At 30.1% G+C, this 21,731-nt stretch carries 17 protein-coding genes; 10 read left to right on the top strand and 7 right to left on the bottom strand.

The features are described 5' to 3' along the window. Position 1: 1 nt before the first annotated feature. The 4 genes from H0I29_RS13980 to nusB form a co-directional block, all read right to left on the bottom strand. A complete protein-coding gene (locus H0I29_RS13980) occupies positions 2–880 on the bottom strand; it encodes a CdaR family protein (RefSeq protein ID WP_254712635.1) in 879 nt (292 codons plus the stop codon). A 165-nt stretch (positions 881–1,045) separates the two neighbouring features. Next, positions 1,046–1,366, bottom strand: a complete 321-nt coding sequence (gene yajC, locus H0I29_RS13975) for a preprotein translocase subunit YajC (RefSeq protein WP_165730628.1) — start codon at positions 1,364–1,366, stop codon at positions 1,046–1,048. A 5-nt stretch (positions 1,367–1,371) separates the two neighbouring features. After that, positions 1,372–1,836, bottom strand: a complete 465-nt coding sequence (locus H0I29_RS13970; RefSeq protein ID WP_218733361.1) for a DUF1573 domain-containing protein — start codon at positions 1,834–1,836, stop codon at positions 1,372–1,374. A 51-nt stretch (positions 1,837–1,887) separates the two neighbouring features. Beyond that, a complete protein-coding gene (gene nusB / locus H0I29_RS13965) occupies positions 1,888–2,826 on the bottom strand; it encodes a transcription antitermination factor NusB (protein WP_218733359.1) in 939 nt (312 codons plus the stop codon). A 195-nt stretch (positions 2,827–3,021) separates the two neighbouring features. On the opposite strand from nusB, the gene H0I29_RS13960 reads away from it, so the two are divergent. Together H0I29_RS13960 and H0I29_RS13955 are read left to right on the top strand one after the other, a co-directional pair. After that, positions 3,022–4,776 (top strand): ABC transporter ATP-binding protein, encoded by a 1,755-nt coding sequence (locus H0I29_RS13960; RefSeq protein ID WP_218752838.1) that lies wholly within the window; start codon positions 3,022–3,024, stop codon positions 4,774–4,776. A gap of 81 nt (positions 4,777–4,857) precedes the next feature. Further along, a complete protein-coding gene (locus H0I29_RS13955) occupies positions 4,858–5,235 on the top strand; it encodes a PUR family DNA/RNA-binding protein (RefSeq protein ID WP_218733355.1) in 378 nt (125 codons plus the stop codon). A 154-nt stretch (positions 5,236–5,389) separates the two neighbouring features. On the opposite strand, the gene H0I29_RS13950 is transcribed toward H0I29_RS13955, so the two are convergent. Both H0I29_RS13950 and H0I29_RS13945 read right to left on the bottom strand, forming a co-directional pair. Beyond that, complete coding sequence (locus H0I29_RS13950; protein ID WP_254712634.1) at positions 5,390–6,439, bottom strand: chorismate-binding protein; 1,050 nt, start codon at positions 6,437–6,439, stop codon at positions 5,390–5,392. Between the two features lie 10 nt (positions 6,440–6,449). Further along, positions 6,450–6,869 carry a PaaI family thioesterase gene (locus tag H0I29_RS13945; protein ID WP_218733353.1) on the bottom strand — a complete coding sequence of 140 codons (420 nt, stop codon included), beginning with the start codon at positions 6,867–6,869 and terminating at the stop codon, positions 6,450–6,452. Positions 6,870–6,941: 72 nt separating this feature from the next. Between H0I29_RS13945 and H0I29_RS13940 the strand changes: the two genes are divergently transcribed. From H0I29_RS13940 to H0I29_RS13910, 7 genes are all read left to right on the top strand, one after another. Beyond that, positions 6,942–7,445, top strand: coding sequence for a plasmid pRiA4b ORF-3 family protein (locus H0I29_RS13940; protein ID WP_218752836.1), 504 nt, complete (start codon positions 6,942–6,944; stop codon positions 7,443–7,445). A 182-nt stretch (positions 7,446–7,627) separates the two neighbouring features. Continuing rightward, entirely contained in the window at positions 7,628–8,527 is a 900-nt protein-coding gene (locus H0I29_RS13935) for an ABC transporter ATP-binding protein (RefSeq protein ID WP_218733349.1), read from the top strand. A gap of 21 nt (positions 8,528–8,548) precedes the next feature. After that, positions 8,549–9,394: an ABC transporter permease gene (locus H0I29_RS13930; protein ID WP_218752834.1), complete on the top strand. Its 846-nt coding sequence runs from the start codon at positions 8,549–8,551 to the stop codon at positions 9,392–9,394. A 120-nt stretch (positions 9,395–9,514) separates the two neighbouring features. Next, positions 9,515–14,056 carry a T9SS type B sorting domain-containing protein gene (locus H0I29_RS13925; RefSeq protein ID WP_218752833.1) on the top strand — a complete coding sequence of 1,514 codons (4,542 nt, stop codon included), beginning with the start codon at positions 9,515–9,517 and terminating at the stop codon, positions 14,054–14,056. A 218-nt stretch (positions 14,057–14,274) separates the two neighbouring features. Next, positions 14,275–15,903: an acyl-CoA carboxylase subunit beta gene (locus H0I29_RS13920; RefSeq protein ID WP_218752832.1), complete on the top strand. Its 1,629-nt coding sequence runs from the start codon at positions 14,275–14,277 to the stop codon at positions 15,901–15,903. A 134-nt stretch (positions 15,904–16,037) separates the two neighbouring features. After that, a complete protein-coding gene (gene pta / locus H0I29_RS13915; RefSeq protein WP_218752831.1) occupies positions 16,038–18,131 on the top strand; it encodes a phosphate acetyltransferase in 2,094 nt (697 codons plus the stop codon). A 1-nt stretch (position 18,132) separates the two neighbouring features. After that, a complete protein-coding gene (locus tag H0I29_RS13910) occupies positions 18,133–19,317 on the top strand; it encodes an acetate/propionate family kinase (RefSeq protein ID WP_218733339.1) in 1,185 nt (394 codons plus the stop codon). A gap of 78 nt (positions 19,318–19,395) precedes the next feature. Here H0I29_RS13910 and H0I29_RS13905 read toward each other — a convergent pair whose 3' ends face one another. After that, entirely contained in the window at positions 19,396–20,556 is a 1,161-nt protein-coding gene (locus H0I29_RS13905; protein WP_218752830.1) for a T9SS type A sorting domain-containing protein, read from the bottom strand. A 164-nt stretch (positions 20,557–20,720) separates the two neighbouring features. Between H0I29_RS13905 and H0I29_RS13900 the strand changes: the two genes are divergently transcribed. Next, positions 20,721–21,437, top strand: a complete 717-nt coding sequence (locus H0I29_RS13900) for a YebC/PmpR family DNA-binding transcriptional regulator (protein WP_218733335.1) — start codon at positions 20,721–20,723, stop codon at positions 21,435–21,437. Positions 21,438–21,731 lie beyond the last annotated feature (294 nt).

The raw sequence follows: 21,731 nt of genomic DNA, 5'->3' as shown, positions 1-21,731 counted from the left end.
TTTATTTCTGAATTAAAAAATCTATTTTATTAGGTATCACTTTAAAACTTTTAACATAATCTGGTTTTCCTATAACTTTAGGTAACAAATACCCAAGGTTATTATCTTTAGAAAGATTATAATCACAAACAACCTCAAAAAAGTTTTTATCAATTTTATTAAAGTTAGAAAGACCTACTACATAAACTATTTCTACAGTTTTATTAAGTATCGTTAAATCGACTCCTCTTGGAAGATTTTTAATTGTAAACGGAACCTCTAAAGTACCCTCTGTAAACTTCTCTACTTTACCACTAATAGTTGTAAATTTAGAATTAAACTTAATGTTACCGGAGTTTTTAGGCAATACAATTTCAACATCTTTAGAAAAATCTTCTCTAACATTCTCTAGTTTTATTACTTTTAAATCGATGGAAGTTATGTTCTTTACTTGTGCTTCTGGACCAGAAATAAAGATACTATCTGGTTCCACACTTACTGGCTCTAAAATATCATAACCAATTTGATATTTAATATCTAAATTTGGTTTTAAGGCCACTTTTTTAGAAGTTAAAGTACCAATATCTAAATAAATAGTATCCAACACAATTTGTTGTAATTCAATGCCAGAATGCAATTGTTTTTGAATTGTGCTAACTTGGTTTCTTGTTAAAAAATAATAGCTCCCAGAAGATTTTTTACGTAAACTGTTAGCGTTTAGGGTAATTGTTTTATCACCAAAACCAGATCTTATAATATTAAACCCAGTAGATTTTACAATAATATCTATTTCTTTTGTAGGATTATTCTGTAATAATTTATCTTGAGGAATATTTTTATAGTTTACAGAAAAAGTGAGACTAGTGGTATATTCTTTAGAAAGCGTAATTAAAAACCACATTAAAATAGAGGCTATTAAAAAACTAATAAAACTTTTCGTTATTTTTCTATTCTTTATCAAGGTAATAAATCAATTTTAATGCAATCTACACAAAAGCTTGTTAACAAAAAAGTGAGCTGTATCTAAAAAGACATAGCTCACTTAATATTTTAATTAACTAACTATTTATTTTTTAGCTGGTGCTAACTTTTTGTTTGTTAATTCCATAGAAACAGCAGAACGTTCAAACTTAATTTTCCCTGCTCCAGTTTCTATAGTTACGGTACCTTCCGCTTCATTAATTTCAGCTATTTTACCATGAATACCACTAGAAGTAACCACTTTTGCTCCTTTTTTAATTTCAGATTGAAAAGCTTTTTCTTTTTTCTGACGATTCATTTGTGGTCTTATCATAAAAAAATAAAACACAACAATAATTGCTAAAAAAGGCAACATGCTCATTAAACTACCACTCATTCCTTCTTGTAAAAATATTACAGTATACATATTTTTTATTTTGCTTTTGGTGTTACAGAACCTTTAATTGTTAAAACCTGTCTACCAGCTTCTGTGTTTGTTGTTAAGGTTACTGTTTTCTGTTGTCTATTTGGTCTACCGTTTGTATTAAACTTCACATCAACAATACCAGTTTCACCTGGTTTAATTGGTGCTTTTGGCCAAGTAGGAACTGTACAACCACAAGATCCTTGTGCGTTTGTTATTACTAAGTCTGTTTTTCCAGAATTGGTAACCACAAAACTAGTTTCTACCAAATCTCCTTCATTTACAGTACCAAAATCATAGATTGTTTTATCTAATGAAATTAAAGCTGTTCCTTTTTTAATTTCATTATCTCTAGATGCAGCGTTATCTAAATTTTCTTGATTTACTTTTTTAACGGCACTTCCTCCGTCTTTACAAGCTGTAAAGAAAGATGCTGTAATTACAAATGCTAATAAGATTGTTATTTTCTTCATTATGATTTAATTTTGCGTAAAAATAATAAATTAATTACCTAAAACAATAGTTTAAAGCAATCCTCTACCTATTTTAACAATTCTTTTACTTTCTATAAATTCTTTAGAAATTTTATCTAAAACTCCATTTATAAAGTAGCTACTCTTTTCTGTAGAATAATCTTTAGATATTTCTATATATTCATTAATAGTAACTCTGGTTGGTATAGAATGGAAATTAAAAAACTCTGCAATTGCCATTTTTATTAGAATCATATCTATATCGGCAATTCTATCTGTTTCCCAGTTTGGTGTTTTTTCTTCAATAATAGACTCGTACTCTGTATTATTTAAAACTGTTTTCTTAAACATTTTAGATACAAAATCTTCATCATCCTTATCTTTATATAATTTACCTAAAACAAAAATAGTATTATCTTTTTGCTTACTTAACGTTTTTACAACCCAAGTATTTACAAAAGGAATATCATCTGACCAAGAAATCATAGTGTCTTCAAAATATTCGCCTAATTTTTCATTTGGTGCAATAATTTCTTTAAAGAAATCAATTACAAAAGCTTTATCTACTTTATAAGAATCTTCTTCAGTAGCTAAATATTTTTTATACAAATCGCTATTTTGCAATTTGTCAAAAATAATTTTTACATACTCATCATTTTCTTCCCAATTATTCACATCATTTAACTCAACATAACCTTCTATACTTACGCTTTCTGCGATGGTATTTATAAGTCTATTGTTTAAAAACTTGTTGTTTGGGTTTAAATCTTCTTTGGTAGCAAGAATTTTCTTTTTAGAAAGTGCTATTTTTTTAGCTGCTAATTTTTGTACTTCTACCAATAACTGTAGGTTTAAAACGTACAAATCGTACATTTTTAATATACTATGTTTTAAAAATTTTTCCTCTTTAATGATATCATCATTATAAGAATGTAACATAGCGTACACAGATTGCATTACTTTAACTCGAATATGTCTCCTGTTAATCATTTTCTAAAGAACTTATATATAAATTTGGGTGCAAAAATAGTGTTATTTTACTTTTATTCGACTACCTTTTTATTCTTTTTTAAGAATTAATTCTATCCTGAATCTTGTATCTTTGCATTTTTACTTATTTAACAAAAAAATAATTTATAGATATTATAATTATTGTAATTTTATTTTTTAAAAATTCAATATTCATTGAAGGAACTAAGACACGTAAACAAATACTTTTCTAAATATAAATGGCGATTATTAATAGGGTTATCAATAACCATTTTAGCCAAATTTTTAGCTTTAAAAATCCCTCAAATAGTAGGAGATTCTTTAAACATTGTAGAAGATTACCAAGACGGTACTGTTACTAATCTAGAAGAAGTACAGCACCAATTATTAATAAATGTGCTTCTTATTATAGGAGTTGCCATATTATCTGGTTTTTTTACTTTTTTAATGAGGCAAACTATTATTGTTACTTCTAGGTTGATAGAATTTGATTTAAAAAACGAAATTTATCAACAATATCAGAGGTTATCACTCAATTTCTACAAAAAAAACAGAACAGGAGATTTAATGAATCGTATTTCTGAAGATGTTTCTAAAGTAAGAATGTATGTAGGACCTGCAGTGATGTATACCATTAACATGATTGTTTTGTTAGTTGTTGGTTTTACTCAAATGATGAGTATTGATGTGAAACTAACCATATACACTTTAATTCCTTTTCCTTTATTATCGATTTCAATATTCGTTTTAAGTAAAGTAATACATAAAAGAAGTACTATTGTTCAGCAATATTTATCAAAATTAACCACTTTTAATCAAGAATTTTTCTCAGGAATTAATGTGGTTAAATCTTACGGAATTGAAGCTTCAATTATAAAAGACTTCGATAAAATTGCAGATGAAAGCAAGGAAAAGAACATCCATCTTCAAAAAGCAAATGCATTATTTTTTCCGTTGATGGTCTTTTTAATTGGTATTAGTAACTTATTAGTTTTATATGTTGGAGGTCAATTATATATAGAAAATGAAATACAAATAGGTACCATTATAGAGTTTATGCTTTATGTAAATATCTTAACTTGGCCCGTAGCTGTTGTAGGTTGGGTCACCTCTATGGTGCAGCAAGCAGAAGCTTCACAAGCTAGAATTAATGAGTTTTTACAGCACGTACCAGAAATACAAAATAGCAGCAATTTGCCAATAGAGTTAAAAGGAAATGTTACTTTTAAAGATGTAACTTTTACATATGATGATACTAATATAACTGCTCTAAAAAACATCAACATCTCTGTTAAATCTGGCGAAACCATTGCTATTTTAGGTAAAACAGGTTCGGGGAAATCTACTATTATAGAATTAATTTCTAGGTTGTACGATACAAAAACAGGCACAATCTTACTAGACGACATCCCTATTAAAGAAGCCAATTTAGACGCTGTTAGAAGTCAGATTGGTTTTGTTCCACAAGATCCATTTTTATTCTCTGAAAGTATAGAAGACAATATTAAATTTGGTAAAGAAGACGCTACACAAGAAGAGATTATTGCTGCAGCCAAAAATGCAGATGTACATAAAAATATTATCGATTTCCCTAACGGATACAAAACCGTATTGGGAGAGCGTGGTGTAACCCTTTCTGGCGGACAGAAGCAGCGTGTTTCTATTGCAAGAGCAATAATAAAGAAACCTAAAATTTTAATTTTTGATGATTGCTTGTCTGCTGTAGACACAGAAACTGAAGAAAAAATCCTTTCGAATTTAGAGAGAATATCAAAAAATATTACCACTTTTATAATTAGTCACAGAATCTCTTCGGCCAAAAATGCCGATAAAATTATTGTTTTAGACCAAGGAGAAATCATACAACAAGGAACTCATAATCAACTAATAACCATAGACGGTTACTATAAAGATTTGTATGACCAACAACTTTTAGAAAAAGAAATTTAATCTTTAACCTTGCTACATAAAATATTTTGTTAGATTTGTTAAGTATAAAAAAAATATTATAATTACTATTTTACAATAATTATGGCAGAGAGAGCAGAGAGAGTTGAACAGGAAGAAATTTTTTCACAAGTATTAAGAGCAGGAAGAAGAACTTACTTTTTTGATGTAAGAGCAACAAAAGCAGATGATTACTACTTAACTGTTACGGAGAGCAAAAAATTTACACATGATGATGGGTCTTTCCATTACCAAAAACACAAAATTTACTTATATAAAGAAGATTTTACAGATTTTCAAGAAATGCTAGGTAAAGCAACCGACTATATTTTAAATGAAAAAGGGAGCGAAGTAATTAGTGAGCGCCACCAAAAAGATTTTAAAAAGGAAGAAGGAACTGAAACAACTGAAGAAATAAAATCTACAGAGAGTTTTACAAATGTTTCTTTTGACGATATATAACAGTCCTAGACTATTTTTGTATTTGCATAATTGAGAATATCAAAGTAGGAACAAATAAATACGTTAAAAATATTTTATTTCAAGTTTTACACAAAAAGAAAAACCGCAAATTTACTATTTGCGGTTTTTTGATTTTTATTTTTATTTTTATAAGTTAAAGCACTTTCTTTATTGTCTTTGTTTTAGCAATGGTTTCCTCCCACTCTTTTTTTGCTGAACTATCTTTTGTAATTCCGCCACCAACATATATAGAAGCTATTTTATCTGCTACACTCATGCATCTTAAGTTTACAAAAAGAGAAGAACTATTATTTTCAATATTTAGTTCTCCTAAAAAACCGCTGTAAAATGTTCTTTTATAGTTTTCATATTTAGAAATAAACTCTTCAGCTTTTTCTCTTGGAAGACCACAAACAGCAGGTGTTGGATGCAAACTTCTAATTAATGTTTTTAAATTGGACGTAAACCTCAACTCACCTTCTACACTACTTCTTAAATGCAACAAACTCCCAGCTCTTACCGTTTCTATCTTGTCAATTTTAAGATTGGTCGAAACTGGTTTTAATTGACTTTCAATAAAATCGGTAACCAATTGTTGCTCTTCTAATTCTTTGTTTTTCCAAACAACATCTTTAGAATCCACATAAACCTGTGTACCTGCTAAAGACATCGTTTTAAAACGGGTTCCTTTAATATTTAAAAGGGTTTCGGGAGTGGCACCAAACCACAAACCTACTTTTGGATGAAACCAAACATATACAAATGCATTTGCATAGGTATTTAGTAATTTTTTAAAAGTAAGAAGTACATCAAATTCATCTAACTGAATTTCTTCTTTTCTAGAAACAACTACTTTAATAAGTTCGTTATTATTTATATCATCTAGCGCTTTTTCTACCAAATGAAGATGTTTTTCTTTATCAGAATTCACCTCACTTGAAATAGTATCATTAAGAGATAAATTTTCTTCAATTAAAATATTTTCATGAATAAATTCTGATTTTTCTAAAGGAAATAAAACAGCTTTTTCATCGGAATTAAAAGGCGCAAAAACAAATCCGGTTTCTTTAAATTGTGTTGTAAAATTCAATGCATCATCCTTCATAAAAAACCCATTAACGGATTCTGTATTCGGTTTTCTATAAACTACAAAAGGGATGTTTCTTTTGTAATTTTCTTCAATTTTATTAAAAATAATATTCAATGTATTGTATTTATGATCTCTTTGTTAAAACAATATTTGTCATTTTTGCTACGGAAATTAAATCGTCATTTTCATCAACAATTCTAACTTCCCATAAATGCGTTGTTTTACCTTTATGAATATTCTTTGCAGTAGCAAAAACCATACCTTCTCTTTTGCTTTTTATATGATTTATAGACAACTGAATTCCGTTTACAAACTGCGTTTTACTATCTATAAAAAAATTAGATGCAGCACTCCCTACACTTTCCGCCAAAGCCGCCGTTGCGCCTCCATGTAATTGTCCGTAAGGTTGATGAACCTTAGATTTTACAGGCATTTTTGCAGTTAAAAAATCGTCACCAAGAGCAACATATTCAATATCAAGAGTTTCCATTAATGTGTTTTTAGAACTCTCGTTAAATGCTTTTAAAATAGCAACTGTATCCATATCATTCGTTTTATATGGTAAAAGTACATATAAAATTTTGTATTTTTGCAGCAGAAAAAACGAAACCATTTCATGTACAAAATACGCATAATTTTAGACACAAAAGAAGATGTAATCAGAACTATTTTAGTTGATGACAGCTTAAACTTAGAAGTTTTACATGCAACCATTGCAAAATCTTTTGGTTTTGGAGGTCAAGAAATGGCTTCTTTTTATAAAACCGATGACGAGTGGAACCAAGGCGAAGAAATTCCGTTGTTTAATATGGAAGAGATTGGCGAAGGTGTTTCAATGCAGACTTGTATTTTAAATGAGACGTTACCCCAAGAAGGTGATAAACTAATTTATGTTTACGATTTCTTAAAAATGTGGACTTTCTACGTTGAAGTTATTGAGGTTTCGGCTGATAAAAAAGGTGATTTACCACAAATTATTTTAACTGTAGGAGAAATACCTAGTGAAGCACCAGAAAAAGAATTTATTGCAGAAAAATTAGACGATGGTTTTGGTGATGAAGAAGACATCGATGATGAGTTTGGTCATTTTGATGATGATTACGATTTTACTGAATATTAGGAAATACGTGTAATTGTTTAAGCGTTTTTTAGTGTAACTGTGTTTAAAATTACACTTACAATAATTATTGAGGCTCTAATTTTGACAATTACAACTTTGCACAGTTTAACATTTACCTCAATTTCCCGTAACAAAATTGTAAATTAGTCGTCTTACAAACATAATCGACTAAATCAATTTCTTTGGAAACTATCTTATCACTCAAAAATCTCGATAAAAAATACGGAAAAGTTCACGCAGTAAACAATCTTTCTTTTGATATAGAAAGAGGGAATGTTTACGGAATTTTAGGACCAAACGGAAGTGGAAAATCGACCACTTTAGGTATTATTTTAAACGTTGTAAACAGAACTTCTGGAGAGTTTTCTTGGTTTAACGGAAAACTAACTACACATCAAGCCTTAAAAAAAGTAGGTGCAATTATAGAGCGCCCTAACTTTTACCCTTACATGACAGCTACTCAGAACTTAGCTCTAATTTGTAAGATAAAAGAAATATCAACAGAAAAAATAAACGAGAAACTTGCAACTGTAAATCTTTTTGACAGAAAGGACAGTAAGTTTAGTACGTTTTCTTTAGGTATGAAGCAGCGTTTAGCTATTGCTTCTGCCCTATTAAATGATCCTGAAATTTTAATTTTAGACGAACCCACTAACGGTTTAGATCCACAAGGAATTCACGAAATTCGTCAGATTATACAAAATATTGCAGCAAACGGAACGACTATTTTATTAGCTTCTCACCTATTAGACGAAGTAGAAAAAGTATGTTCTCACGTAGTTGTTATAAGAAAAGGTGTAAAATTATATGCAGGTCGTGTAGATGAAATGACAGCTTCTAATGGTTTATTCGAATTAAAAGTAGAAACGAACGAAGATAAATTAATGACTATTTTAGAAGAACATCCTGCAATTGGTAAAATTAGTAAAGATCACGAAACCATAATTGCTACTTTAAACAGCGAAATTTCATCAACAGAAATAAATGAATTTCTATTTAAAAATGGAATTATTCTATCTCACTTGGTAAAACGCAAACCTAGTTTAGAGCAACAATTCTTAGATCTAACCAATAATAATTAATCATCTTTAAACTACAAAGTCATGTTAAGACTACTTACTATAGAATTTCATAAATTAAAACACAACAGCGCCAGTAAAGTATTATCTCTTATTTACTTTGGTCTACTTACCTCTATTGCATTAATTGCAGTGATAAAATTTGATATTGGTCCAATAAAATTCCATTTAGCAGATATGGGCATTTTTAATTTTCCTTACATCTGGCATTTTAATACTTACATGGCTTCAATTTTAAAGTTTTTCTTGCTCTTGGTTATTGTTTCTATGATGGCCAATGAATATAGCTATAAAACGTTAAAGCAAAATTTAATTGATGGTTTAAGTAAAAAAGAATTTATACTCTCAAAATTTTATACAGTAGTTGTATTTGCTTTAATTTCAACCATTTTTGTATTTGTAGTTTCTTTAATTTTGGGCTTAGTGTATTCAGATTACAATGAACTTTCAATAATTACAACAGATTTAGTTTACTTATTAGCTTTTTTTATAAAGCTAGTTGGTTTCTTTTCTATGGGTTTATTTTTTGGAATCTTAGTAAAACGTTCTGCTTTTGCTGTTGGAGCTATGGTAGTTTGGCTTATTGTAGAAAGTATGTTTAAAGGGTATTTATTTTGGACTTTTAGAGATGCAGACAAAACAACTGAATCTGTAGACGCCATTATGCAATTTTTACCTCTAGAAGCTATATCAAACTTAATAAAAGAACCTTTTTCTAGATTGGGTGCTGTAAAATCTGTTGCAAGCCAAATAGGAGAAAGTTTTACAAAAAGTTACGATGTACATTTTTCTTCTATTCTTATTGTTTCTTTCTGGGCGTTCATATTTGTTTACCTATCTTACAGATTACTACAAAAGAGAGATTTATAACCATATTAATACTATAATTAAATAAAAAAAATCAATAAACTTTTGTAATTTGGCATTAAATTATTGTGTTGTTAAAATTGTTTAACCACTAATAATAAGAATACTTAATTTAATGTTACAATGCGAAAAAGTTTCCCCCACGTATTACTATTTTTTATCTGTTTTATTACTTTTCAAAATATAAATGCACAATTAAGTAGAAAGCATTTTATTCCGCCATTAACTTACGCTGAAGTAGGAAATGCAAATCCTGAGGAACAGTATATTTATATTTCTACTCCAAGCAATCAAAATGTAAGTTATACAGTTACGCAAGTTGGTTCTACTACACCTATTACTGGTATTGTCACTAATACTTCTCCAAAAGAAATATCTATTGGTACAGGAAACAGTCAACTTTTTGTAGATTCAAGACAAACAAGTATTGTGCACTCCGATAAAGGTTACATAATTGAAGCTAGTGATGTTGTGTATGTTTCTGTAAGAGTTTTAGCTGGTTCTGGTGCACAAGCAGGTGCATTGGTTAGTAAAGGTGCTTCTGCTTTAGGAACATCTTTTAGAGCAGGAATGTTTACAAATGAAAATCCACAAGACAACTACTTAAATTTTATCTCTGTAATGGCTACAGAAGATAATACTATTGTAGATTTTGATGATCTACCAACTGGAATTTTAATCAAAAATTATTCTGGGAGTTTACCAATTTCTGTTACTTTAAATGAAGGAGATAGTTATATCGTTGCAACAAATAGCTCTGAGGACAATATTAACAAAGACGGTTTAATTGGTACTTTAATTGAGTCTGATAAAGATATAGTAGTAAACATTGGTTCTGCAAATGGAAGTTTTCATAATGGAAGTGGTAGAGATTATGGAATAGACCAAATTGTAGGAGTAGATAAAATTGGTTCTGAATATATTTTTGTAAAAGGTGAAGGTTCTAACGGTTGGGAAAACGTATTAATTGTTGCACATGAAAATAATACTGATATTTTTATTAACGGAAAGACGACTTCTGAAGCAACTATAAATGCAGGAGAGTATTACTTGATTGAAGGAAATGAGTACAATTCTAATGGTAATATGTACGTACAAACTTCTCTACCTGTTTTTGCGTATCAAGGAATTGGAGCAAATACAAGTGAAGCAAATCAAGGTTTATTTTTTGTTCCGCCTTTAAGTTGCGAAAACCGAGGTAAAGTAGATAATATTCCTAATATTGAAGATATCGGCGCTACAACCTTTGATGGTGGTATTACTATTGTTACGAACAAAGGAGCTACTATTAATATTAATGCTAGACCTATTTCTGAATTCACTGCACTTGGGCCTTTTGATGTTGATGGAAACACGGAGTATGTAACTTATAAAGTAACCAATTTATTGAGCAATACCTCTATAGAAAGTAGCGGGGAATTATATTGTGCTTATTTTAACCAAAACGGAGCTGCTTCTTCTGGTAGTTTCTTTTCTGGTTTTCCTTCTAATCCAGAAATTAAATTTGATGTTGATATTGCTACTTTAGGAAACTGTCTTGGTAATGGTTTAGAGTTACAAGTTGCAAATTTAGACTTATTTGATACTTATGAATGGTTTTTTAACAATGTTTCAACAGGAATTACTACTCCTAAAATTACACCTACTCAGCCAGGAAACTACAAATTAGTTGGTATAATTGTTTGTGATCCATTTACCTTAAAAACTTTTGAATCTACAGAAATCCCAGTTAGTATTTGTCCTGATGATTATGACAAAGATGGCATTATAGACAATCTAGATGTAGATATAGATAATGATGGAATTTTAAATTGTGATGAATCATTGGGTAATAAAACTATTGATTTATCAAACATAAACATTCCAACAGTAGAAGATGATGTAACAACAATTACTTCTAGTTTAACTACAGAAAGCACAACTTTTATAGGAAACTCAATTGGTGATTTTATATCTACTGCTAATGCAGGTGCAACATCAAATTCTAAATACACTTTAACATTTACTGATGATAATATCAACTTTAAATTAACTCAAAATACTACAAAAGATCACACTATTTCTTCTGAAGAATATTTTATTATAAGATTATCTCAAGCAAATAAAAATATTACATTAGTAGATCCTGACAACCAGATTTTAGTAGACTCTAATTTTGATGATGAATTTGAAGATGATTTTACGCAGTTTTCATCATCAGTTATTAAATTCAAGTTTAAGTCAAATTTAGTAGGAAGTGCAAGTACATTTCAATTTGTAGCCAGTCAAATTAAAAACATCTCTTTTGAACATTATAACAATAATAGCAGTGCTATTTCTACATTTAATGGAACTTTAGGTTTAACATGTTTCTCATTAGACTCAGACGGTGACGGAATTGAAAACATGTTCGATTTAGATGCTGATAATGATGGAATTCCTGACTTGTATGATGCTTACGGTCAAGATATTTCGTTAACAAAAACAGATGCAAATCTTGATGGTTTAGATGATGTTTTTGGTACCATTACAACAAATTTAGATGCAGATGCAGATGGTGTTAAAAACTATTTAGATTACGATGCTGATAACGATGGTATTTATGATGTTATTGAATCTGGAAATGGAGTTTTTGATACCGATAATGATGGAAAAATTAATGGAACAGTTGGTACAAATGGTTTGTTAGACGACTTAGAAACTTCACCAGATTCAGGAGTATTAAAAACTCCTCTCAAAAATTCTGATAGCACTACATTAATCGTTACTAACCAAGATTCCTTCTTTGATTTTATTGATTTAGATTCTGATGGTGATAATTGTTTTGATGTTATTGAAGCTGAATTTACGGGAGATGCTTCTGGTAGGTTATCTCCAAATTATTTAGATGTTGATAACAACGGAAAAGTAATAAACTCTGACGGTTATATAAATCCTATTAATACCAATTACACAACCTCAGCACCTATTATTATAACAACATTTGAAGATGTTCTTTTTTGTGAAGGAGATGTAAACGAAATAGAAATTGAAACAAATGCCTCAACTTTTCAATGGCAAATATCCGTTGATGATGGAATTAGCTTCGTAAATATTATCGAGAATTCAATTATTGATGATACTAAATTTAATAATGTAGATACTTCAAAATTAAAAATTACAGCAGCTTCTAAAGAAATAAACAATTATCAATTTAGAGTACAACTTAACAAACTAGGTAATACTTGTGGTCTAATCTCTAATACAATTACTTTAATAGTAAACCCAAAACCTATTGTAAATAATCCAGTAGAATTATTTCAATGTGATAATAATGATGACTACCAAACAACATTTAACCTTACGGAAGCAGAAATTAACATTACAAATGAAACTGATGTAACTTTTAAATACTATGCTACTGAATTAGACGCCAAAAATGACTCACCAGAAGTTGCAGATAAAACAAGTTATTTTATAGACAATACAGGAGAAGCTTGGGTAAAAACCATTTCTAATACAACAGGTTGTTATTCTATTTCTAAAATTAATTTAACCGTTAGTTATGCTCCTAACGAAACTTTTAATGACACCATTTATCAATGTGACGATTTTTTAGATACGGAAGGAAATAACACCATTAACAACGACGATAAAGACGGAATTACTTTTTTTGACTTAAGCAGTATACCTAATAAAATCTCTACAGATTCTGATATAAAAATTGAATTTTATGAGTCTGATGATGATAGAACAAGGTCTTTAAATGAAATTACAGAAACACAAAACTTAGCAAATTACAGAAATAAAAACAATCCGTATATAGGTGTTCCAGTCACTATTTTTTACAAATTAATCAGTATAACAAATAACAATTGTCAAGGAATTGGTGAGTTTTATTTAGAGGTAAATAAGATTCCAGAATTTACTGTTGAAGGGGAATCACCTGGTGAACCAATAATTATATGTACAGAAAATATTCCTTACACATTATATCTATTAAACCCTGCTGACACATACAATTACCAATGGACAAACAAAAATGGAGATGTTTTAGGAAATAGCAAAAACTTAGATATTAGTAATGCTGGCGAATATACAGTTACAGCATCAACAAACAGTTGTTCTCGTTCTAGAACCATCACCGTTTATAAATCAGATTTCGAGAATTTAGAAGAAAGTTTTGTTACCATTACAGATGATCTTTCTATTATAAATTCTAATTTAAATATCCGAATAGACATTCCTAGAAATCCACTAATTAACGAAGATTTTCTATATGCGCTAGAAGATGAAAACGGAATGACAATTCGATCTTATCAAGACAGTAATGTTTTTGAAGATATAGAAGGTGGAATTTATAAAATAATTGTTGAAAATAAAAATGGTTGTGGTTCTTCAGAACTAATAGTTTCGGTTATTCAATTCCCTAAATTCTTTACGCCAAATGGCGATAGAAAAAATGATACTTGGGCAGTAAAAGGAGTTAATACCAGCTTATATCAGTCAAACAGTACTATTAACATCTTTAACAGATATGGCAAGTTAATAGCACAAACAACCATAAATAGTGACGGTTGGGATGGTACCTACAATGGTAAACTCCTCGCTTCTAATGACTATTGGTTTTCTGTACAACTAATACCTATTGATACTGAAAAAAAGCCAATTCTTAAAAAAGGCCATTTTTCTTTATTAAGAAAATAAAAGCGTCTTTAAAAAAATAAAAGAGGTCTTCTAAAAAGTTTTAAACCTTGTCATACTGAACTTGTTTCAGCATCTAAACTTACTAAATTTAGGTAATTCTAAGATTCTGAAATAAATTCAGATTGACAAAAAAACTCCTTTTTAGACAACCTCTTTTTTTTATCATTTTAATCAAAAGAATATTTCTTAAATTAGCATAAATTAAGAAATAAATTTCGATGGATATCAACTTCAATAAAAACGAAGATTACAATAAATTGTTAGCATCAGATCTAAAAAGAAGATTTGCCAAAGTAAAACTAGGTGGTGGTCAAAAAAGAATTGACAAACTGCATGAAAAAGGTAAAATGACCGCAAGAGAAAGAGTCGATTACCTTCTTGATAGCAATTCTAAATCTATAGAAATTGGTGCTTTTGCTGGTGAAGATATGTATGCAGAACATGGCGGTTGCCCTTCTGGTGGTGTAGTTGTAAAAATGGGATACGTAAAAGGAAAACAATGTATTGTTGTAGCAAACGATGCTACTGTAAAAGCAGGTGCTTGGTTCCCTATTACAGGAAAAAAGAATTTACGTGCTCAAGAAATATCCATAGAAAATAGATTACCAATTATTTACTTAGTAGATTCTGCGGGTGTTTATCTGCCATTGCAGGATGAAATTTTTCCAGACAAAGAACACTTTGGTCGTATTTTTAGAAATAACGCCATTATGAGCAGTATGGGAATTACACAAATTTCTGCTGTTATGGGAAGTTGTGTTGCAGGTGGTGCTTACTTACCAATTATGAGTGATGAAGCTTTAATAGTAGATAAAACTGCAAGTATTTTTCTTGCTGGAAGTTATCTAGTAAAAGCCGCAATTGGCGAATCTATAGACAATGAAACTTTAGGTGGCGCAACTACACATTGTGAAATTTCTGGAGTTACAGATTACAAGGCAAAAGACGATGAAGATGCGCTTGATAAAATAAAATTCATTATAGATAAAATTGGTGATTATGACAAAGCTGGTTTTAGTAAAACCGAAGCTTTTCCGCCAAAAGAAAATGAAGATGATATTTTCGGAATCCTTCCGAAGGAAAGAAACGCACAATATGATATGTTAGAAATTATAAAGCGTTTGGTAGATAATTCTGAATTTGAACAATACAAAGAAGGCTTCGGAAAAACAATTATTACTGGTTACGCTCGTATTGATGGTTGGGCAGTTGGTATAGTTGCCAATCAACGTAAATTAGTAAAAACACAAAAAGGAGAAATGCAATTTGGAGGAGTAATCTATAACGATTCCGCAGATAAAGCTACCCGTTTTATCGCCAATTGTAATCAGAAAAAAATACCGTTGGTTTTCTTACAAGATGTTACCGGTTTTATGGTCGGTTCTAAATCTGAACATGGTGGAATTATAAAAGATGGTGCAAAAATGGTAAATGCAGTAAGTAATTCTGTAGTACCAAAATTTACAATTGTTATAGGAAACTCATACGGAGCAGGTAATTACGCAATGTGTGGTAAAGCATACGATCCTAGATTAATTGTTGCGTGGCCAAGTGCAGAATTAGCAGTAATGAGCGGAAATTCTGCTGCAAAAGTATTGCTACAAATAGAAACGGCATCACTTAAAAAACGTGGCGAAGAAATAACTCCAGAAAAAGAAGCTGAATTATTTGACAAAATAAAATCGCGTTATGACAAGCAAATTTCACCTTATTATGCCGCTGCCAGAATCTGGACAGACGCTGTAATTAATCCGTTAAGAACTAGAGATTGGATTTCCATGGGAATTGAAGCAGCAAACCACGCTCCTATTACAAAACAATTTAATATGGGTGTTTTACAAGTTTAAATATCTGCCAACATTTTGTAAATAATATCTAAACAGGTATTTTTTTTCTATAAAATCAACATCCAAAAGTGACTATTATCATACTTAATAGTTCCTTTAAAACATATTTTTGCAAATACAATTAACAAAAAAAAATGAGTAAAGCTATATATATTGCCGCAATTGAATCCGACAGTGGTAAATCTTTGGTGTCATTAGGTCTTTTAAGAATGATGCTAACTAAATCATCTAAAGTAGGATATTTTAGGCCTATTATCAACGAAGTTAAAGACAGTAAATTTGATGATCATACCAATACTGCTATTAACTTTTTTAATTTAGATATTGATTATGATGACTGTTATGCATATAAGCACAACGAGGTTGTAGAACTTTTAAGTGAAGGAAAAACAGATGACGTTATTCATAAAGTAATTAAAAAATATAAAAAGCTTGAAGCTAAATATGATTATGTTTTAGTAGAAGGTACAGACTTTTCTGGTGAAGGTGGTTTTACAGAGCTAGATGTAAATTTAATGATTGCCAAAAACCTAGGTATTCCTGCTTTAATAGTGGGTTCTGGAAATGGCAAGAAAAAGAAAGATTTTGTAAACACCATGCAACTTACTTATAAGTCTTTTATCAAAAAAGAAGTAGATGTAATTGGTATTATTGCTAATAAAATTGAAGGTGATGAGGTAAACTACATTCAACAAGAATTAGAAAAAAGTTTTCCAGAAAACTTACAAATAAACGTAATTCCTAAAATAGACTTTTTAGCATATCCAACCGTTAGAGAAGTTTTACAAGCTTTAGAAGGTAAAGTATTATTTGGAGAACAATTTCTAGACAATGCCATAGGAAGTTATAGTACTGGAGCTATGCAACTGCGCAACTATTTAACAAGAATTAGAGAAAATGCTTTAGTAGTTACTCCTGGGGACAGAGCAGATATTATTTTGGGTGCTTTACAAGCTAATGCTTCTACCAACTATCCAAAAATTGCAGGAATTGTTTTAACAGGTTCTTTACTACCAGAAGAATCCATTACCAAACTAATTGAAGGTGTACAATCTACCGTGCCTATTATTTCCGTTAAGGGAGGTACTTTTGGTATTACCAATAAGATTGGCGCAGTAAAATCTAAAATTTACGCAAGCCACAACAAAAAAATATTACTATCTCTAGATACTTTTGATACATATGTAAATGCAGAAGGTTTAACAAACACACTAACTTCATACAATTCCGTAAAATTAACACCAAGTATGTTTCAATACAACTTGCTACAAAAAGCAAGAGCTTATAAAAAACATATTGTTTTACCAGAGGGTGATGATGAAAGAATTATTACTGCAGCAGCACGTTTACAATTATTAGACATTGTTGATTTAACCTTATTGGGAGATAGAAACACAATTCAGCTTAAATGTGATCAAATTGGATTACAAATAGATTTAGATAAAATAAACATTCTAAATCCGGAAGACTCTATACATAATGATGCTTTTGTAAAAACATTATATGAAGCACGTAAACATAAAGGCATGACAGAAACCATTGCCGAAGACTTAGTAAACGATGTTTCTTATTTCGGAACCTTAATGATTATGAATGGTCTAGCAGACGGAATGGTGTCTGGTGCAGTGCACACAACTATGCATACCATAAAACCATCTTTACAGTTAATTAAGACTAAACCAGGTGTATCTGTAGTTTCTTCTGTATTTTTTATGTGTTTATCAGACCGAGTTTCTGTAATGGGAGATTGTGCTGTAAATCCAAATCCTAACGCAGAACAATTAGCAGAAATAGCAATTTCTTCAGCGCAATCTGCAGAAGCTTTTGGTATAGATGCAAAAATAGCAATGTTATCATATTCTTCTGGAAGCTCTGGAAAAGGAGAAGAAGTAGAAAAAGTGAGAAAAGCTACAGAAATAGTGAGACGCTTACATCCAGAGTTAAAAATTGAAGGACCTATACAATATGACGCAGCCGTAGATATGTCTGTGGCAAAAACAAAAATGCCAGATTCTGAAGTTGCTGGACAAGCCTCTGTATTAATTTTCCCAGATTTAAATACAGGAAACAATACCTACAAAGCTATACAAAGAGAAACAGGAGCTTTAGCAATTGGCCCAATGTTACAAGGTTTAAACAAGCCAGTAAACGATTTAAGTAGAGGTTGTACAGTAGAAGATATCTTTAACACCGTTTTATTAACAGCAATACAAGCACACCAAGGATAATATGAATATTTTAGTTATAAATGCAGGCTCTTCATCTTTAAAATACCAATTAATAGAAATGCCTTCTCAAGCTGTAAAATGCGTTGGTTTGGTAGAAAGAATTGGTATGGAAGATGCCATTTTCACACACAAAAAAGAAGATAAAGAACACTCTGAAGTCGCACCAATATTAAATCATGAAGTTGGTTTAAAAAAAATAGCAAAAGCTTTATTAGATCCAGAATTAGGTGTTATAAATTCGGTTGATGAAATAAAAGCAATTGGACATAGAGTTGTGCATGGAGGAAGCAGATATAGCGGTACTGTTCTTATTACTGAAAAAGTAAAATTTAATATTAAAGATTTATTTGATTTAGCTCCTTTACACAATCCTGCACATTTAACTGGTATAGAAGTTGCTGAAACCATTTTTACCTCTGCAAAGCAAACAGCTGTTTTTGACACTGCTTTTCATCAAACAATGCCAAAGGAAGCGTACCAATATGCAATTCCTACTATTTATTTAAAAGAAAATAAAGTAAGAGCTTATGGTTTTCATGGTTCTAGTCATAAATATGTTTCCGAAAAAGCAATAGAACATTTAGGTGAAAAATCATCAAAAATAATTACAATTCACTTAGGCAATGGTTGTAGTATGTCTGCAATTAAAGACGGAAAATGTATTGATACCACTATGGGATTTTCACCAACCAACGGTTTAGTTATGGGAACTCGTGCTGGAGATATCGATCAATCTGTTATTTTCTTTTTAATGAAGAAATTTAGTAAATCTGCAGATGAAGTAAATGATATTTTACAAAAAGAATCTGGAATGAAAGGTTTAACTGGTTATTCTGATTTAAGAGAAATTGAAGAAAAAGCAGGTAATGGTAATGAAGAGTGCCAAATCGCTTTAAATTTAGCAGGTTATAGAATTAGGAAATTTATAGGTGCTTATACTGCTGCTTTAAATGGATTAGATGCTATTATATTTACAGCCGGTATTGGAGAAAACTCAATTTTAATGAGACAAATGTCTTGCGAAAACTTAGAGTTTTTTGGTATTGAATTAGATGAACAAAAAAACGACATTCGTTCTAAAGAAATTAGAGAAATTCAGAAAGATACAGGCAAAGTGAAGATTTTAGTAATTCCTACCAACGAAGAACTAGAAATTGCAAAAGAAACGTACGATCTTTTAAAATAACAATACGCATATGTATTAAAAGAGCCTTCTAGTAACACTACATAAAGGCTCTTTTTGGTACATAAAATAATTTTACTTTTAATTTTTTATTATTCTTTTTGTAACCACATTACCTTTTTCTGATTCTATTTTCAATAGATAAACGCCATTCACTAAATGTGCTATATTTATTTCATTTTTAGTTGATACAAATACTTTTTTTCCTAAAACGTTAAATAATTCTATATTTCTTAAAGTAAAACGAGTATCATCAATCTTTAAAATTGAAGAAGTTGGGTTTGGAAACACTGCAAAATCAATAGAACTAAAATCTTTTACACTTGCTGTAACTTCTCCATAATTGTGTGTAGTTCTATAATCTACATTACTATAACCTAATACTTTATTTACAAATCGATTACCTTGTCCTGTCAACGCTTCAAAACCAAATTTATCTTTAAATGGATGCGTAAAACTACTCATCATTTGAGTTACATCAAACGTATAATTTTCTTCAGAATATAATTCAAAAGATCCATTATTATAATCTGACCATTTTTCCAAGATTAAATTACCGTTAGCATCATAACCATATTCATCTTTATAATTGGCCTCATAAGCAGCTCCGTTCCAATCATAATATATAGAACTTGTTAATTTATTATTTGCATTATAGCCATACACATCTTTACCATCTAAACTCCAAGCACTTCCGTTCCATTCATAATAATAAAATTCAGAAACTAAACCATTAGCTCCATAATTTACTGTACTCTTTGAAGAATAATCTGCAGTTAAAACCCAAGCAGAACCATTCCAATAATAATCTACAACTTCTATTATTTTGTTACCAGAATACGTATATATATTTTTATAATCATCAACATAAACACCATCTTTGAATTCTAAATTTATAGATTCTACAATTTGGTTATTAGCATTGTATGTGTAATTTGCTTTATAACCATAAGAAACATTTCCCGAATAATCAAAACTTTCATAAGTATCGCTTACAACCTTATTTTCACTATTATATACAAAGGAATCGTTACTACTATACGTCCAACTAGAAGAAGAATTATTCCGATCATAATATTTTTCTGAAATCAGGTTTTCGTTCGCATCATACGTATACGTTGTTTTGTTTCTAAGATCCCAAGTTGTACCATTGTTATATTCTTTTGTAGAAGACGTTAGTTTCACTTGCGAAAAAGCAGAAAGTGAACAAAAAAATAAAAATAATAAAGTAATTTTTTTCATAATTTATATATTTAAAAGGTTCACCTTAAAACTATAAAAAATAGTTACTCAGAACAATACCTACAAATAGGTATATTTCTAAAAAATCCTTGTTTAAAAAATTGTGAATCAACTTGCTAATTTTTACATTTGTATTTATAATTTTTATAAAAACATCATTAGAAATGGGAAGAGCATTCGAGCTTAGAAAAGGACGAAAAATGAAACGTTGGTCAGCAATGGCAAAAACCTTTACTAGAATTGGTAAAGATATTGTAATGGCTATTAAAGAAGGTGGTCCAAATCCCGATTCTAACTCTAGATTAAGGGCGGTTATGCAGAATGCAAAAGCTGCAAACATGCCTAAAGATAATGTAGAACGTGCAATTAAAAAAGCTACCGATAAAGATACTGCAGACTATAAAGAAGTTTTGTTTGAAGGGTACGCACCTCACGGAATAGCGGTTCTTTTAGAAACTGCAACAGACAATAATAATAGAACTGTAGCCAATGTAAGGTCTGCTTTTAATAAGTGTGATGGTAATTTAGGTACTTCTGGTTCTGTCGTTTTTATGTTCGATCATGTATGTACTTTTACAATCAAAAAAGAAGATATTACAATCGACTTAGAAGAATTAGAGTTAGAATTAATCGATTTTGAAGTTGAAGAAGTTTTTGATGATGAAGAAGGAATTATCATTTATGCTCCTTTTGAGCAATTTGGAGCTATCCAAACTTACTTTGAAGAAAATAGTACAGAAATTTTATCTTCAGGATTTGAAAGAATTCCTACTACAACCACAAAATTAAACGAAGAGCAACAAGCAGATGTAGAAAAATTGTTGGAGAAACTAGAAGAAGATGATGACGTGCAAAACGTCTTTCATTCTATGGAAATGTAAAAAGTATTTGGGCGTTACCACAAGGGTCGGGCTATTCGTTACAAGTCCTCTCCCTTTCTGGGATGTGCGCTTTCTACTTCTATCCCTAACGCAAGAAGTTTTAGATTTTAAAATAGTATAATAAATACAAAGGCCTTAGATATTAAAACCATCTGAGGTCTTTATATTTTATAAATTCAGGGTAAAATAAACACCATGTGACTTATTAAAAAAAATGGTGTCCTATAGATGAGGTGTTCTTAAAAAGATACTTCTAACAAAAATCAAAAAAAGAAACCAGCGTCCTAACAACGC

This window comes from Polaribacter sp. R2A056_3_33 (assembly GCF_019278485.1).
Classification (GTDB): domain Bacteria; phylum Bacteroidota; class Bacteroidia; order Flavobacteriales; family Flavobacteriaceae; genus Polaribacter.
The sequence above is the reverse complement of the archived record's forward strand: the minus strand, read 5'-3'. Positions and strand labels throughout refer to the sequence as shown.

What these genes read in the sequence shown, in the direction of transcription:
- H0I29_RS13910 (WP_218733339.1), top strand. Translation starts at nt 18,133, where the DNA reads ATGAATATTTTAGTTATAAATGCAGGCTCTTCATCTTTAAAATACCAA.
- H0I29_RS13940 (WP_218752836.1), top strand. Translation starts at nt 6,942, where the DNA reads ATGTACAAAATACGCATAATTTTAGACACAAAAGAAGATGTAATCAGA.
- pta (WP_218752831.1), top strand. Translation starts at nt 16,038, where the DNA reads ATGAGTAAAGCTATATATATTGCCGCAATTGAATCCGACAGTGGTAAA.
- H0I29_RS13980 (WP_254712635.1), bottom strand. Translation starts at nt 880, where the DNA reads ATGTGGTTTTTAATTACGCTTTCTAAAGAATATACCACTAGTCTCACT.
- H0I29_RS13970 (WP_218733361.1), bottom strand. Translation starts at nt 1,836, where the DNA reads ATGAAGAAAATAACAATCTTATTAGCATTTGTAATTACAGCATCTTTC.
- H0I29_RS13905 (WP_218752830.1), bottom strand. Translation starts at nt 20,556, where the DNA reads ATGAAAAAAATTACTTTATTATTTTTATTTTTTTGTTCACTTTCTGCT.
- H0I29_RS13920 (WP_218752832.1), top strand. Translation starts at nt 14,275, where the DNA reads ATGGATATCAACTTCAATAAAAACGAAGATTACAATAAATTGTTAGCA.
- H0I29_RS13945 (WP_218733353.1), bottom strand. Translation starts at nt 6,869, where the DNA reads ATGGATACAGTTGCTATTTTAAAAGCATTTAACGAGAGTTCTAAAAAC.
- yajC (WP_165730628.1), bottom strand. Translation starts at nt 1,366, where the DNA reads ATGTATACTGTAATATTTTTACAAGAAGGAATGAGTGGTAGTTTAATG.
- nusB (WP_218733359.1), bottom strand. Translation starts at nt 2,826, where the DNA reads ATGATTAACAGGAGACATATTCGAGTTAAAGTAATGCAATCTGTGTAC.
- H0I29_RS13900 (WP_218733335.1), top strand. Translation starts at nt 20,721, where the DNA reads ATGGGAAGAGCATTCGAGCTTAGAAAAGGACGAAAAATGAAACGTTGG.
- H0I29_RS13925 (WP_218752833.1), top strand. Translation starts at nt 9,515, where the DNA reads ATGCGAAAAAGTTTCCCCCACGTATTACTATTTTTTATCTGTTTTATT.
- H0I29_RS13955 (WP_218733355.1), top strand. Translation starts at nt 4,858, where the DNA reads ATGGCAGAGAGAGCAGAGAGAGTTGAACAGGAAGAAATTTTTTCACAA.
- H0I29_RS13930 (WP_218752834.1), top strand. Translation starts at nt 8,549, where the DNA reads ATGTTAAGACTACTTACTATAGAATTTCATAAATTAAAACACAACAGC.